This is a genomic window from Pseudomonadota bacterium (assembly GCA_016711215.1).
In the GTDB taxonomy this organism is placed as follows: domain Bacteria; phylum Myxococcota_A; class Polyangia.
This window is the reverse complement of the sequence record JADJTL010000002.1, coordinates 522,518-535,900: the sequence shown is the minus strand read 5'-3', so window position 1 is coordinate 535,900 and position 13,383 is coordinate 522,518. Positions and strand designations below refer to the sequence as shown.

11 protein-coding genes are annotated in these 13,383 nt (G+C 71.1%); 4 read left to right on the top strand and 7 right to left on the bottom strand.

The features are described from left to right. Positions 1–15 precede the first annotated feature (15 nt). The gene (locus tag IPL40_07245) at positions 16–1,104 is read right to left on the bottom strand and encodes a squalene/phytoene synthase family protein (protein MBK8480956.1); all 1,089 of its coding nucleotides are present in this window, start codon (positions 1,102–1,104) and stop codon (positions 16–18) included. A 200-nt stretch (positions 1,105–1,304) separates the two neighbouring features. Here IPL40_07245 and pdxA point away from each other — a divergent pair, with 200 nt between their 5' ends. Together pdxA and IPL40_07235 are read left to right on the top strand one after the other, a co-directional pair. After that, positions 1,305–2,354: a 4-hydroxythreonine-4-phosphate dehydrogenase PdxA gene (pdxA, locus tag IPL40_07240; protein ID MBK8480955.1), complete on the top strand. Its 1,050-nt coding sequence runs from the start codon at positions 1,305–1,307 to the stop codon at positions 2,352–2,354. Between the two features lie 39 nt (positions 2,355–2,393). Beyond that, entirely contained in the window at positions 2,394–3,017 is a 624-nt protein-coding gene (locus IPL40_07235) for a hypothetical protein (GenBank protein MBK8480954.1), read from the top strand. A 12-nt stretch (positions 3,018–3,029) separates the two neighbouring features. Here IPL40_07235 and IPL40_07230 read toward each other — a convergent pair whose 3' ends face one another. From IPL40_07230 to IPL40_07205, 6 genes are all read right to left on the bottom strand, one after another. Then, positions 3,030–4,178 carry an NAD(P)/FAD-dependent oxidoreductase gene (locus IPL40_07230; GenBank protein MBK8480953.1) on the bottom strand — a complete coding sequence of 383 codons (1,149 nt, stop codon included), beginning with the start codon at positions 4,176–4,178 and terminating at the stop codon, positions 3,030–3,032. Positions 4,179–4,268: 90 nt separating this feature from the next. Beyond that, the gene (locus tag IPL40_07225; GenBank protein ID MBK8480952.1) at positions 4,269–5,633 is read right to left on the bottom strand and encodes a hypothetical protein; all 1,365 of its coding nucleotides are present in this window, start codon (positions 5,631–5,633) and stop codon (positions 4,269–4,271) included. A gap of 343 nt (positions 5,634–5,976) precedes the next feature. Beyond that, positions 5,977–7,254 (bottom strand): TolC family protein, encoded by a 1,278-nt coding sequence (locus IPL40_07220; protein MBK8480951.1) that lies wholly within the window; start codon positions 7,252–7,254, stop codon positions 5,977–5,979. A gap of 10 nt (positions 7,255–7,264) precedes the next feature. Continuing rightward, complete coding sequence (locus IPL40_07215) at positions 7,265–8,494, bottom strand: ABC transporter permease (protein ID MBK8480950.1); 1,230 nt, start codon at positions 8,492–8,494, stop codon at positions 7,265–7,267. Beyond that, positions 8,491–9,297 carry an ABC transporter ATP-binding protein gene (locus IPL40_07210; GenBank protein ID MBK8480949.1) on the bottom strand — a complete coding sequence of 269 codons (807 nt, stop codon included), beginning with the start codon at positions 9,295–9,297 and terminating at the stop codon, positions 8,491–8,493. Before IPL40_07210 ends, IPL40_07215 begins: the two co-directional genes overlap by 4 nt. A 21-nt stretch (positions 9,298–9,318) precedes the next feature. Then, positions 9,319–10,647: an efflux RND transporter periplasmic adaptor subunit gene (locus IPL40_07205; protein ID MBK8480948.1), complete on the bottom strand. Its 1,329-nt coding sequence runs from the start codon at positions 10,645–10,647 to the stop codon at positions 9,319–9,321. A gap of 149 nt (positions 10,648–10,796) precedes the next feature. On the opposite strand from IPL40_07205, the gene IPL40_07200 reads away from it, so the two are divergent. Together IPL40_07200 and IPL40_07195 are read left to right on the top strand one after the other, a co-directional pair. Then, positions 10,797–11,726 carry a fatty acid desaturase gene (locus IPL40_07200; GenBank protein ID MBK8480947.1) on the top strand — a complete coding sequence of 310 codons (930 nt, stop codon included), beginning with the start codon at positions 10,797–10,799 and terminating at the stop codon, positions 11,724–11,726. A gap of 295 nt (positions 11,727–12,021) precedes the next feature. After that, complete coding sequence (locus tag IPL40_07195) at positions 12,022–13,188, top strand: 8-amino-7-oxononanoate synthase (protein ID MBK8480946.1); 1,167 nt, start codon at positions 12,022–12,024, stop codon at positions 13,186–13,188. Positions 13,189–13,383 lie beyond the last annotated feature (195 nt).

Below are 13,383 nucleotides of genomic sequence, written 5' to 3'. Positions count from 1 at the left end.
CGCACCGCTCCGCGCTCAGGCGAGGGGTGCCGCCGCTTTCGTCGCCGCGGCCAGCGCGTCCACCGCGCCCCAGGCCTGCTCGCGCAGCCGAGCGTAGCGCTTATTGAGCGTGGCGTCCTCCGCGGCGTGGGCGCGCGTGAACGCGATGATCTCCGCCACCTCGACGCGCGAGATCTTCGGTGCCGGGCTGCTGCGTCGCGCCACCTCGCGCACGGTTCCGACCGCCATCCATAGCGCCCAGAGGCAGAACAGGCGCAGCTCGCTGCGCGCTGCGGGCAAGGCCAAGGTGTAGGCCTGCGCCACGTCGAGGTGCTCGAGCGTGCGGCGCAGCAGCGCCGCCAGGGCCTCGGGTAACATCCCGCCGCGCCGGCCGACCCAGGAGCGCGGCACGAAGCTGGTACCGCGCTCGCCGTCGGCGACCTGATCCTTGACGATGTTGGTCAGCTGCAATCCGAGACCGAAGCGCCGCCCCTCCTCCAGCCGCGCCGCCGAGGCGAAGCCGCCACCCAGCGCATCGTCGAAGAGCCGGGTCAGCATCAGGCCGACCGTACCGGCGACGTAATGGCAGTAGCGCTCGAGCTGCGCAAGATCGGCGCAGACCCAGACCGTCCCATCCTCGGGTTCGGGGTGGGTCATCGCGCTCATGCCGCCGAGCATCTCCTGCACGCAAGCGTCGATCGCCGCGCGCTGCGGCTGGGGCAGGCTGGCGTAGGCCTCCAACACCGGCGCCAGCCCGCGCACCAGCTCCTGATAGGCCGGGGTGGCATCGGGCGGCCAGCGCTCGAGGAAGGCGTCGACCTGGCCCTCGGCGAGCGCGCGCGCGGGCGTGGCCACCATCGCGGCGAAGCGCTGATAGAGGCCGCGCCGCAAGCCGAGCTCGAGGTCGTTGCGGTCCTCGATGGTGTCGGCGATGCGACAGAGCAGGTAGGCGACGCAGACGGCGTCAGCCAGCGGTGGCTGAAGCACGGGGATGGTCAGCGCGAAGGTACGCGAGACGCCGGGCAGCACGCGATAACAGAAGGCCCAGGCGACCCTGCGGTCGGCCGGCTCCAGCGCGGCGGGCGTCGCATCGGCGACCTTTGAGGGCAGAGAGGCTTGGGTCATCGAGAGTTCGCGCGGGCCGAAGCGGCGCCGACCCGCGCCCCTAAGAGCTACTTCAGCCCCTGCTCGCTGGCAAGATCCGCCTGCGGGTAGCCCTTCGGGAGGGGGGCAGAGAGGGAGGGAGCTAGCGTCCGGGCGGTCGCGGGTGCACTTCGGCGCGCGTTGGGCCAAGATGCGCAGCGCGTGATGGGAGGGGTTTGCCGATGGAGCCACGACCGATAGTCGGTATCACCTGCGGCGATCCGGCCGGTATCGGACCGGAGATCGTGGTCCGCGCGGTGGGTGATCCGCGGGTGCAGGCGGCCTGTCGGCCGCTGGTGATCGGCGACCCGCACGTGGTCGCGCTGGCAGCACAGCTCTGCGGCGGCCGGCGAGCCCTGCGCGTCGTGGACGGGCTGGAGCGGCGGGAGACGCCGCCCCTTGGCGCCGAGGGGCCGATCGAGGTCGTCGCCGCGGGCGAGCTGCCGCCAGGCAGCCTGCGCTGGGGCCTGGTACAGGCGGCGGCCGGGCAGGCCGCTTTTGCCTACGTCGAGCGCGCGGTCCAGCTCGCCTTCGCCGGGACGATCGACGCGCTGGCGACGGCGCCGCTGCATAAGGTCGCGCTGCGCCAGGCGGCGGTGCCCTATCTCGGACATACGGAGATGCTCGCCGGGCTGACGGGCGCCCACGAGCCGCTGACGATGTTCGAGGCTGGCGCCCTGCGCATCTTTTTTCTTACGCGCCATGTCTCACTGCGCCGCGCCTGCGAGTTGGTCGAGCGCGAGCGCGTCCTCGACGTGCTGCTACGCGCCGAGCGCGCGCTCGACCGCCTGAAGCTCCCGGCGGGGCCGCTGGCCGTCGCCGCGCTCAATCCGCACGGCGGTGAGGACGGGCTGCTCGGCTGCGAGGAGCGCGAGCAGCTCGAGCCGGCCATCGCCGAGGCGCGGGCCCGCGGTTGCGCCATCGAAGGGCCGATTCCAGCGGACGCGGTCTTCCACCAGGCCCGCCAGGGCCGCTTCCGCGCCGTGCTGGCGCTCTATCACGATCAGGGTCACATAGCGGCCAAGACGCTCGATTTCGAGCATACGGTGGCGCTGACCTTGGGCCTGCCCTTCCTGCGCACCTCGGTCGATCATGGCACGGCCTTCGACCTCGCCGGGCAGGGCCGCGCGAGCGCCACAAGCATGATCGAGGCCGTCTTGGCGGCGGCCCGCTACGCGGGCGGCTGGCGCCATGAACTTCGTTCCGCACGCGCGGAGCGGAATCGAGTATAGTCTGCCGCCCCGCGATGATGGGGATGGAGGATTTGAAAGATGCGAAGCTTTTCTCGTGTGATGGTGTTGGCCGTGGCCCTCGGCGCGGTGTTCTCGCTCGGCTGCAGCGATGGCGACAAGCCCAAGACGGATGCAGGCGTCACCGACGCCCGCGCGCGCTCGGACGCCAAGACCACTGACGGCGGCGCCGTGGCCACGAATTGTCTCGGGACCGCTGACCAGGCCGCCTTGCAGAAGAGCTACGGCGACGGCGGGGGCAAGACGATCACCGATATCAGCACGGCTTGTGGCCTCGCCTGCATCACCGCCGTGGTGAAGAAGACCTGCGCGGAGGACTGCATCGCGAACGCCTCCAAGAACGCGCTTTCGACCACGTGCAATGGCTGCTTTGGCGCCCGCCTGGCCTGCACCATCGAGAACTGCATCGGGGCTTGCGCGCAGAACCCGACGGGCGCTGCCTGCGCCGCCTGCGGCTGCGGTGAGAACACGGCCAAGGTCAACTGCGTCAAGCAGTTCGAGACCTGTTCGGGCATGGTCTCGGCGACGTCTTGTCCGGCCGCGGCGGACGGGGGCATGCAGGACGGTGCCGTCAGTGCCAGCGATGCTGCCGTCAGCGCCGCCGACGCCGCGATGCACGACGCCGCCATGGGCGACGGCGCCTAGCGCGCCCGGGCCTCAGAGCCAGGCCAGCACCCGCGCCGCGAGCTGCTTGAGCGCGGGTCGCTCGCCGGCCGCCACCAGCCAGTCCAGCGCCGGCGTGCTCAAGAGCCGGCGAAAGGCCGCCGCTCCCGCGAACGACGCGGCGAAGGCCTGCCGACATCGCCACTCGTAGGCGCCGAAGGCGAGCCGCTCGTGGCGACCCGCCAGCACCTGCTGCAGCGCCGCCGCCGCCAGCATCCCGGAGTGCATGCCCTGGTAGATGCCCTCGGCTGTCGCCGGATGCGTCAGCCGACCGGCCTCCCCGACGACGACGCGCCCGGCCGAGGTCAGCTGGCCGACGTTGTAGTCGTAGGCGATGGGGTGGCCCTGCCACTTGCCGAGCTGGCGCGCCCCGGCCAGCCGGTCAGCGAAGTGCTTGTCGAGGAAGCGCTGAAAGAGCTGGCGAGCGCGCTGCTCATGGGCGGGATCCTCGTAGGTGATGCCGATGTTGACGCGCGTCGCCGCTTCGGGAAAGAGCCAGCCATAGAGCGGCGCCAGCATCTTGTCGAAGATCATCTCGAGGTGGTCGCCGCGATGCGGCACGTCCTCCCACCAGCCCATGATCGCCTGGATCGTGCGCTTGGGGCGCGCGGCCTCCTTGGTGGTCAGCGTGCAGTGCGCGCCGCCGGCGACCACGGTGTAGCGCGCGCGGACGCGCGTGCCGTCGCGGGCCTCGAAGCCGACGACGCGCCCCTGCTCCTCGACCAGGCGCACGGCGGCGAAGCTCGGGAGGAAGGTCACGCCGAGCGCCTGCGCGCGCTGGAGCAGCAGGTGATCGAGGATGCGGCGCGGGCAAATCACGGCGTCGTGCTGGCTCCCGGCCGAGACGAAGACCTCGCGGTCACCGGGCGTGACGAGGCGCAGGCCGCGAATCCAGCGCGCGTGGCGCTCGACCTCGGGCCAGACGCCGAGCTTGCGCAGCACCGCGATGCCCTTGGGCGAGATGCCGCTGCCGCAGGTCTTGTCGCGCGGGAAGTCGTGCTTGTCGACCAGCAGCACGTTGCGCACGCCGAGCTGTCCGAGGTGCGCGGCGGTGGCCGTGCCGGCGGGGCCGGCGCCGATGATGGCCACGTCGGCCTCGAGCTGGCGAAGGGGACGGGCCGGGGCGGGTGCAGGCTGATCCATGCGACGACCTCGAGGAGGCATAAGCCGGCGCGGATGGTATGTCGCCGCACGCGGCGCAAGCAAGGCGCGGAGCGCGAGCGGCGCTGGCGCTTACCTGCTCGCTGCGCGCTGTCTTGCCGGGGCAGCGGCGATGCTTCCCCAGGTTTGATCCACCGCGAGATCCGCGAGCATCATCAGCTGCGTCAGCGGCTTGATGGCCGCCTGCCCGTTCAGCTCCAGCGGTAGGGCTCGGGCGCAGGACGCGACGGCAAGCCGCCAAGGCTCCGCCGACAGGCCCAGGGCGGCCGCCTCGAAGAGCGGGTTAAGCGCGCGCCGGGCGGCGGCGCGGGCCTTTCGACCCTCGCCCGAGTGGCGTCGGTCTTGCCAGACGGAGGCGACGCCCGTGGCCGTCAGCGGCGAGGGCAAAGCCAGGTTGGCCACCAACTCGGCCCTCACGAGCTGCGCGGCGGCGTGTTCGAGCCGCCTTTGGAGCGCGTCCGGCAGGTGCTGAAGCGCGGCTGGCAGCCCCCTGAGGGTGCTACGCTGGCCTAAGACCTTCATGTGTTGGAGGGCGCTGAGCAAGTTTACCGCGGTCGGCTCGGGCACCGCGACGAAGAGTTGGGTGCGGTCGAAGTAAGGATAAGCCGAGATCAGCTCGCCGCCCGACTTGGTGGCGATGCGGAGGGGAAAGGGCTCTCCCGTTCCGCCCTGGGGCAGTGGCGCGGAGACCATCGCCTCTCGTAGCTCGATCAGCGGCGTGCCGGAGGGCTTCTGTGCGCCGCGCCGGTACGCCCCGGCGAGGAGCCTGGCGAAGTGCTCCGGGTCTTCCGTAAGTCCTTCGGGGAGGAGGGCCTTTCGGGCGAAGTGGAGGGGGGCGTCGGAGCGCTCGCCTGCTTGCTGAGCCCGGCGGAGCGCGTCGGCGCTGAGGGCAGCGCGGGGCAGCGTCAGGAAGCCCACGCCGGTCCTTTCATCGACGTAGCTCTCGAAGACGGGGATGGTGGCGGCGCGTCTTCCGCCCTCCCTCGTCTCGCTGACGAAGAGGAGCTGCGCGAGAGGGAGCTCCAGGGCCTCGACCACCGAGAGCAAGGGTGCCCCTTCTCCGGCGCGCAGCGCCAAGAAGCGAGCCCATCCCTCCTGGGTATGTAGGCCCCCGTCGATCACGCGGACATTGCGGCGCAGCAGCGACCAGGCCGCCGGCTTCCCGGGCCCCGGCCGGAAATGGACGGGCACCGCCTGGTGCGCCCTGATGATGTCGCCATGGAGGATATGCTCGAGCGCGCGATCGCGAAGCTGGAGACCGCCGCGCGCGTCCGCCAGGGCGCGTCCGCCGAGCGGGTCGGCGGCCACTGTGACAACGACCAGCCCCAGCGTGACGATAGCCCGGAGGCGCGGACGCCGAGCGCGGGACGCGGCCACGATCGTCGAATGCCGCGGGGCGAAGAACCGCAACCTGCTGCTCCATAGCATCTCGAGCATCTCGGGGCATGCCTCGCTCTTGGAGAGGACCCACGGCGGGACCACCGCCAGCCTACCCGCCAAGCAAAGAGCCGGCCAGCTTTGGGCCCAAGCGCGCGCCGCTCGACGCGGGCCGCGCCAGGCGTCCGCTGCTCAACGGCCTGTGGTCAATTGCCTGATTCATCGATGGATCCATTGTGCACGGAGCGGCTGCGGGGCCGCTACGGTGGCAGCCAGCGGCTCCGGTTTTCGGGCAACGCCGATGCCAGGGTCTCCAAGCATTGATTGGGGTGGAGCGGGGCGGGGGCCGGCGCGCGGAAACGGACGTACCGCGGGGTCGGACGCGCGGCTGCGCGCCGACGGCCTACTCGCGGCCAAGGGCCTGGAGCAGCTGCGCGCGGGCGAGCGCGAGCGCGTGCTCGGACTGCACGACCCGGGCCGCCGCCTGCGTCAGCGCCACCTGGGCATCGCCGAGCTCGAGGATGTTGCCGGACCCCGTCTCGTAGCGCCCCTCGGCCAGGGCGAGGCGCTGGCGCGCGAGCTCGAGCGCCTCGCGCGCCGCCCGCAAGCCGGCCTGCCCCGCACGCACGCCGAGCCGGGCCTGCTCGAGCGCCACCCGCACCGCCTGCCGCTGCACCGCCCGCTGGGCGCTCAACGCGGCGACGTTGGCCTCGGCCTCGCGCGCCTGGGCCCCCACCAGCCCCCCCTCATAGAGCGGCCAGCTCAGGGCGGCCTGCGCGTTCCAGTTCCAGGCCAGCGCCCCCAGCTCGGTGCCCGCATCGCTCAGCGCGGTGGAAACGCTCAGCGCTGGCCAGTTGCGCCCGCGCGCGGCGCGCCCGACCAACGCCGCGGCGCGACGCTCCTGCTCGAGGCCCGCAAGCTCGGGGCGCCGGCGCAGCGCCTCGGCGAGCAGCTCGGCCAAGCTGCGCTCCTCACCGGGCACGGCCGGCAGCAGCTCGTCAGCGACCTCGTAGTCGAGGTCGTCCTCCACGCCCATCGCCTGCTTGAGCTGCGCCTTGGCCAGCGCGTAGGCGTTCTCGGCGTCGATCAGCTGCACACGGGCATTGGCGAGCTCGGCCCGCGCCTGCGCCCGGTCAATCGGCGGCCGCGTGCCGACCTCGACGAAACCCTCGACCTGCCGCAGCCGCCGCCGCTGATTGCCGAGCTCCTCAAGCGCGACCTGCACCAGCGCCCGCTGCGCGCGCGCGGTGAAGAACGCCGAGCGCAGGGCGAGTCGGACCTGCTGCTGCGTCGTCCGCCTTGCCGTGCCCACCGCCTCCGCGCTGGCCTGGGCCGCGCGCCAACGGCCGCTGCTTTGGCGAAAGTCCCAGACGAGCTGCGAGGCGCTGAGCCCGAAGTTGAAGTAGTTGAAGGTGGCGAAGGATGACGTGCCGCCGCGCAGGTCGCCGGGGACGAAGCCGGGGCGCAGGGCGAAGTTGCCCGTCGTGCGCTGGTAGCTCGCGTAGCCGCTGAGCTGCGGCAGCAGCGGCGCGCGCGCCTGGTCGGCCCGAGCGGCCGCGGCCTGGGCCTGGGCCGCCGCCCGCTGTAGATCGGGGTGGTGTTCGAGCGCCAGCGTCAGCGCCTGTTGCAGCGTCAAGACGCGAAGGGCGGCGCCGGCCGCCAGCATGGCAAGGCTGATCATCGCCCTCCCCTCACTCGTAGCGCAGCGCCGCGATCGGATCGAGACGCGACGCCTTATGCGCCGGATAGAGCCCGAAGCCGACGCCGACCAGCGCGCTGAAGCCGACGGCCAACGCGATGACCTCGGGCCGCACGAGCATCGGCCAGCCAAAGGCCGACGCCAGGCGTGCCGCGGTAAGCAGGCCGAGGCCGACGCCGATCAGCCCGCCGAGCAGCGCCAGCGTCAGGGCCTCGACGAGGAACTGCGAGAGGATGTGCCCCGGGCGCGCGCCGACGGCCATGCGTACGCCGATCTCGCGCGTGCGCTCGGTGACGCTGACCAACATGATGTTCATGATGCCGATGCCACCGACGAGCAGCGAGACGGCGGCGATGCTCGCCAGCAGCGCGGTCAGGGTGTTGGTCCCTTGCTGCATCGCGCCCGCCATCTCGGTCAGGTTGCGGATCGAGAAGTCGTCGTCGGCGTCAGGCGCGATGCGATGGCGCTCGCGCAGCAGCGCGGTGATCTCGCGCTCGGCGCGCGCCACGTCGGGGGCCGAAGCGGCGCCGACGAAGACCACACCGGCGATGTAGTTGCCCAAGCCGCCCTGAATCTTCGAGCGGTAGGTCGTCACCGGAATGAAGACCGCGTCGTCGAAGTCCTGGCCGATCGGCGACTGGCCCTTCTTCTCCAGCACGCCGATCACCTGAAAGAGCATGTTCTTGATGCGCACGAGCTGGCCGACGGGGTCGGCGTTGGCGCCGTAGAGCTTGTCCACCACCGTCTGGCCGAGCACGACGGCCTTGGTGCCGGCCTCAACGTCGGAGCTCGAGAGACCGCTGCCCCGCGAGAGCTTCCAGCCGCGCAGCTCGAAGTACTCGGGCGTGGTGCCGTTGACCTGCGTGCTCCAGTTCTGCTCGTCGCTCTGCACCTGCGCGGCGCTGCGCAAGGAGGGCGCGGCCCAGCGCACGCTCGGCAGCTCGGTCTGCATCGCCTTGAGGTCGTCCCAGGTCAGCGTCGGCAGCGAGCCGAAGCCACCCGTGGCGCCTCCCTGGGTGGTGGCACCGGGCAGCACGATCAGCATGTTCGAGCCGACCGAGGCGAAGGCCTCCTGCACGCGAGCCTTCGCCCCTTCGCCGATCGCCACCATCGCGATCACCGCTCCGACGCCGATGATGATGCCCAGGGTCGTCAGAAAGGAGCGTAGCTTGTTGCGCACGAGAGCGCGCAGCGCCACGCGAAAGACCTGGAGTAGATTCATCCGACGCCTCCTGCCGCGGCGGCTTGCGGCGCGGGCTGAAGGCCCTGGGGCGGGGGCGCTTTGGCAGCGTTGAGGGTGGCAGCGTCGGGCGCTGCCTGCGGCTGCTGGCGCTGATCGGATTGCACGCGGCCGTCGCGCATCACGATCACGCGCTCGGCGTAGGCGGCGATATCGGCCTCGTGCGTCACCAGCACCACCGTGATGCCCGTCAGCGCCAGTTGGCGAAAGAGCGCCATCACCTCCGCGCTGGTCGACGAGTCGAGGTTCCCCGTCGGCTCGTCGGCGAGGATCAGGCGCGGGTCGAGCACCAGCGCGCGCGCGATCGCCACCCGCTGCTGCTGGCCGCCCGAGAGCTGCGCTGGATGGTGGCGCAGGCGATCGGCCAGCCCGACGCGCTCGAGCGCCGAGACGGCCCGTCGCTGGCGCTCGCGCCCAGCCACACCGGCGTAGAGCAGGGGCAGCTCGACGTTCTCCAGCGCGCTCGTCCGCGAGAGCAGATTGAAGCTCTGGAAGACAAAGCCGAGCGTGCGATTGCGCACGTCGGCCAGGGCCGCGCGACCGAGGCCAGAGATGTCGCGCCCAGCGAGCTGATAGCTTCCGCCGCTCGGCCGGTCGAGGCAGCCGACGATGTTCATCAGCGTCGACTTACCCGAGCCGGAGGCGCCCATGATCGCCGTCATGCCGCCTTGGGCGATCTCCAGCGAGACGCCGCGCAGCGCGTGCAGGTCGACATCGCCCATGCGGTAGACCTTGGTCACCTGCTGGAGCCGCACGAGCGGGGGGAGGGCGGGGGAGGGAGACATCGGCCTGGCTTGCCTTGCTGCTCAGAACACCGAGCGCATGCCGCGCGGCGGCGGCCCACCGCCCATCCCAGCCCCGCCCGCCGCGCGCGGGACACCGCCAGGGACGGCCTCGATGATGACCTCGTCACCGACCGCGAGCGCGCCGTCGAGGACCTCGGTCCAGCGGCCGTCGGTGACCCCCGTGGCGATGCTGACGGCGCGGGCCTGGCCGGCGCGCAACACCCACAGCTCGCGGCGCGGCGGCGGCGGGGGCGCCGCAGGCTGGGTCGCAGCGCCGCTCGTTGGCCGCTCACTGGCACGCGCACTCGCCCGCCCACTGCCTCGTCCATTGCCCTGCCCATTAGGCTTCGGCGACGGGGCCGCGGCGGCGAGCGCAGCGGCAGGCGGTCGGAAGCGCAGCGCGGCGTTGGGCACGCGCAGGGCTTGGTCGCGGTCGGCGTGGACGAAGGTGACGTTGGCCGTCATGCCCGGCTTCAGCTTCAGCGCGGGGTTGTCGACGTCGATCACGGCGTCGTAGGTGACGACGTTCTGCACGGTCTGCGGCGCATTGCGGATCTGCCGTACGGCGCCGTAGAAGGGCTCGTTGGGGTGGGCATCGACCGTGAAGCTGGCGGGCATGCCGGCCCGCAGGCGGCCCACGTCGGCCTCGGCCACGTTGGTGTCGACCTGCATCTTGCGCAGATCCTCGGCGATGACGAAGAGCGTCGGCGCCTGCAGTGAAGCGGCCACGGTCTGGCCGACATCGACGTCGCGCGAAATGACGACGCCGTCGGTCGGCGAGACGATCGTCGTATAGGCGAGATTGATGCGCGCCTGGTTCAGCGCCGCGCGCGCCTGCGCCACGGAGCCGCCCGCGGCCTGGACCCCAGCGCTGGCGGCCTCGGCGGTGGCGGCGGCGGTGTCGCGCTCGGCCGTGGCCACGAGCTGGCGCGTCGCGAGCTGCTCGGCGCGCGCGGCCTGCCGGAGGGCGTCGGCGGCCTGCGCGCGGGCACGCGCGAGGTTGCCCTCGGCAGCCATCAGATTCGCCCGCGCCTGCTCGACGGCGGCCTCGAAGAGCTGGGGATCGATCTTCGCGATTACCTGCCCCTTGCTCACCGCCGAGTTGAAGTCGACGAAGAGCTGTTGGATGCGGCCCGAGACCTGACTGCCCACCTGCACGGTGACGATGGCCGAGAGGGTCCCAGTAGCGGTGACGCGCGCGACGATGGGCCCGCGATCGACGGCGACCGTGCGATAGGGCGAGCGTGGCCCCTCGGCCGCGCCGCGTAGGCGCCACTGCCAGGCGAGCACGGCGCCGGTGAGCAGGAGCACCCCACCACCGGCCAAGAGCCAACGCCGTCGCCTCGCCATATCACCTCCCCTGAAGGACGCTCGGGGCCACGGGTCGGCCCCTTGCGCCCCACCGGCCATGCCACGGTCCTTGGCGGCGCGCAAGGTTCCGGCGCCCGGGTCTGGGGCTCATGACAGGGCTATGACAGGGCTCTGGCAAGTTGGGGGGCATGCAGCAGCAAGTCTTCCTCGCCTCGGGACCGCGTGCAGTCGGGGTGGAGCCCAGCGACCGCGCCGATCTCGTCAAGGCACTTCCGTTCTTTGGCGTACATATTGCTGCGCTGTTAATTTTTCTTTTGCCCTTCCACTGGTTCTACCCAGTGGCCGCGGTGGCACTCTACCTGCTGCGGATATTTGGCATAACAGCTGGGTTCCACAGGTATTTTTCACATCGCGCCTTCAAGACGGGGCGCGGCTTCCAGTTCGTGCTGGCCTGGATTGGGTCGATGTCGGCGCAGAAGGGCGTGCTTTGGTGGGCCGCGCATCATCGCGACCATCACAAGCATTCGGACGAGCCCGAGGACATTCACTCGCCCCGACAGCGCGGGCTGTGGTGGGCGCACGTGGGCTGGATTCTCTCCAGGCGCTACGACGCGACCAAGCTCGAGCGCATTCGCGATTTCGCGCGCTATCCCGAGCTGGTTTGGCTCAACCGCTGGCATCTCGTGCCGCCGGTGACCCTGGCGGTGGCGCTCTTTCTCGCCGGCGGCTTGCCATTGCTCGTCTGGGGCTTTTTTCTCTCCACCGTCTTGACCTGGCACGGAACCTTTACGATCAACTCGCTCTCGCATGTCTTCGGCTCGCGGCGCTACGCCACCGCCGACGATAGCCGCAACAACCTACTGCTGGCGCTGCTGACCTTGGGGGAGGGGTGGCATAACAACCACCACTACTACATGTCGACGGCGAACCAGGGTTGGTTCTGGTGGGAGGTAGACGTCACCTACTACCTGCTCAAGCTGCTCGCCTGGGCCGGCGTCGTCCGCGACCTGCGCACGCCACCGCGCTATATCCGCGATGGCCTTCGGGCGCCGGCTGCGGAGGCGTCGGCGGAGCCCCGCGCGGTGACGCCCTTCGGCACGCCCTCCCTGCCCGCCTGATCGCGCGCGCCTCCGCCGCGGGCGGAGCAGAACAAACGAGCGTCATCGCAAAGGTTTCCGCTGGCACGCTTGCGTTGGCGGGGGGCTTGCGGCAAGACTGCTTCGGGTCGGGCGGGGCTCGCTGAAGCGCACAGCGGCGCAGGCCCCGGGTTTCTGGCTGGGGCCAGGTGTTTCACGTGAAACACCTGCCTCACTGGGTGCCTCACTGGGTGCCTCACTGGGTGCCTCACTGGGTGCCTCACTGGGTGCCTCACTGGGCCACGGCGCGGCTCCTCTACCCTTCAGCCACCTGGGCATGCCCTTGGCCTTCGACGACCTTCTGCAACGCGAACTGCAACAGCTCTCGGCGCGTGGACTCCTGCGGCGCCTTGACGCTCCCCTTCCTCCTGGCGTCACCAACTACTCCAGCAACGACTATCTCGGCCTCTCGACCCATCCGGCGCTGTTCGCCGCGGCCCAGCGAGCGCATCAGCGCGCCACGGGCGCCGGCGCCGCGCGCCTTGTCGGTGGCGACCTCGCCGAGCACCACGCCCTCGAAGCCACGATCGCCAGCTTCAAGGGTTGCGAGGCCGCGCTCCTCTTCTCCTCCGGCTACCAAGCCAACGTCGGCACCATCGCCGCCCTCGTCGGCCCCCACGATGCCGTCTTCTCGGACGCGCTCAACCACGCCAGCATCGTCGATGGCTGCCGCCTCAGCGGCGCCGCGATTCACGTCTATCGCCACGGCGACACCGCGCACCTCGCCACTCTCCTCGCCGCCGCCACCACCTTTCGACGGCGCCTGATCGTTACCGACTCCATCTTCAGCATGGACGGCGACGCCGCAGACTTGCCCGAGGTTTCAAGCCTCGCGCGAGCGCACGACGCCACGCTCTTTGTCGACGAAGCCCACGCCACGGGCCTCTACGGCCCTGCAGGCGCCGGGCTCCTTCCTCAACTCGGCCTCAAGGCGGACGCGCAACTCCTGACCTTCGGCAAGGCCCTTGGCAGCTTTGGCGCCGCCGTCACCGGCAGCCACGCGCTCATCGCCTTCCTCCTCAATCGCGCCCGCACCTTCGTCTTCACCACCGCGCTCCCGCCCTCCCTTTGCGCGACGACCCAGGCCGCCTTCCACCTCGTCGCCAGCGCCGAAGGCGACCGCCTGCGCGCGCGCCTCTTCGCCAACGCCCGCCGCCTGCACACCGGTCTGGTCGAGCTCGGGCTCCGGCGCAAGGAGCAGCCCGCGAGCCCGATTCTTCCTCTCCATGCCGGCCCGCCCGCAAGCGCCCTCGCCGCAGCCGCCGCGCTCCTCGCCCGTGGCTGCTTCGTCCAGGCCATCCGCCCGCCCACGGTTCCAGAGGGCACCAGCCGCCTGCGCCTCACGGCCTGCGCCAACCACAGCGCGGATCAGCTCGACACCTTGCTGAGGGCCCTCGCCGAGCTCGTTTGCGCCGGGCTCCTGCCCACGGTCGCTGCTGCCTGAAGGCCCGCACCAGCCTTCGCACCGGCCTTCGCACCCGCCTTTGGCCCAGCCTTCCAGGCCCCCTTCGAAGCAACTTCCCACCGAGCTCCCCACCAAACTTCACTGGCGTTGACGTCGCCGCGCGCGAGCGTCTACTACTCGGCCCCATACCGGCTACTCGGCCCCGATACCGACCTGCGCCCTTCGCCTACTGGA

Bases quoted from the DNA above. Each gene is read 5' to 3' on its own strand.
- IPL40_07245 (MBK8480956.1), bottom strand. From the start codon at position 1,104: ATGACCCAAGCCTCTCTGCCCTCAAAGGTCGCCGATGCGACGCCCGCC.
- pdxA (MBK8480955.1), top strand. From the start codon at position 1,305: ATGGAGCCACGACCGATAGTCGGTATCACCTGCGGCGATCCGGCCGGT.
- IPL40_07235 (MBK8480954.1), top strand. From the start codon at position 2,394: ATGCGAAGCTTTTCTCGTGTGATGGTGTTGGCCGTGGCCCTCGGCGCG.
- IPL40_07230 (MBK8480953.1), bottom strand. From the start codon at position 4,178: ATGGATCAGCCTGCACCCGCCCCGGCCCGTCCCCTTCGCCAGCTCGAG.
- IPL40_07225 (MBK8480952.1), bottom strand. From the start codon at position 5,633: ATGCTCGAGATGCTATGGAGCAGCAGGTTGCGGTTCTTCGCCCCGCGG.
- IPL40_07220 (MBK8480951.1), bottom strand. From the start codon at position 7,254: ATGATCAGCCTTGCCATGCTGGCGGCCGGCGCCGCCCTTCGCGTCTTG.
- IPL40_07215 (MBK8480950.1), bottom strand. From the start codon at position 8,494: ATGAATCTACTCCAGGTCTTTCGCGTGGCGCTGCGCGCTCTCGTGCGC.
- IPL40_07210 (MBK8480949.1), bottom strand. From the start codon at position 9,297: ATGTCTCCCTCCCCCGCCCTCCCCCCGCTCGTGCGGCTCCAGCAGGTG.
- IPL40_07205 (MBK8480948.1), bottom strand. From the start codon at position 10,647: ATGGCGAGGCGACGGCGTTGGCTCTTGGCCGGTGGTGGGGTGCTCCTG.
- IPL40_07200 (MBK8480947.1), top strand. From the start codon at position 10,797: ATGCAGCAGCAAGTCTTCCTCGCCTCGGGACCGCGTGCAGTCGGGGTG.
- IPL40_07195 (MBK8480946.1), top strand. From the start codon at position 12,022: ATGCCCTTGGCCTTCGACGACCTTCTGCAACGCGAACTGCAACAGCTC.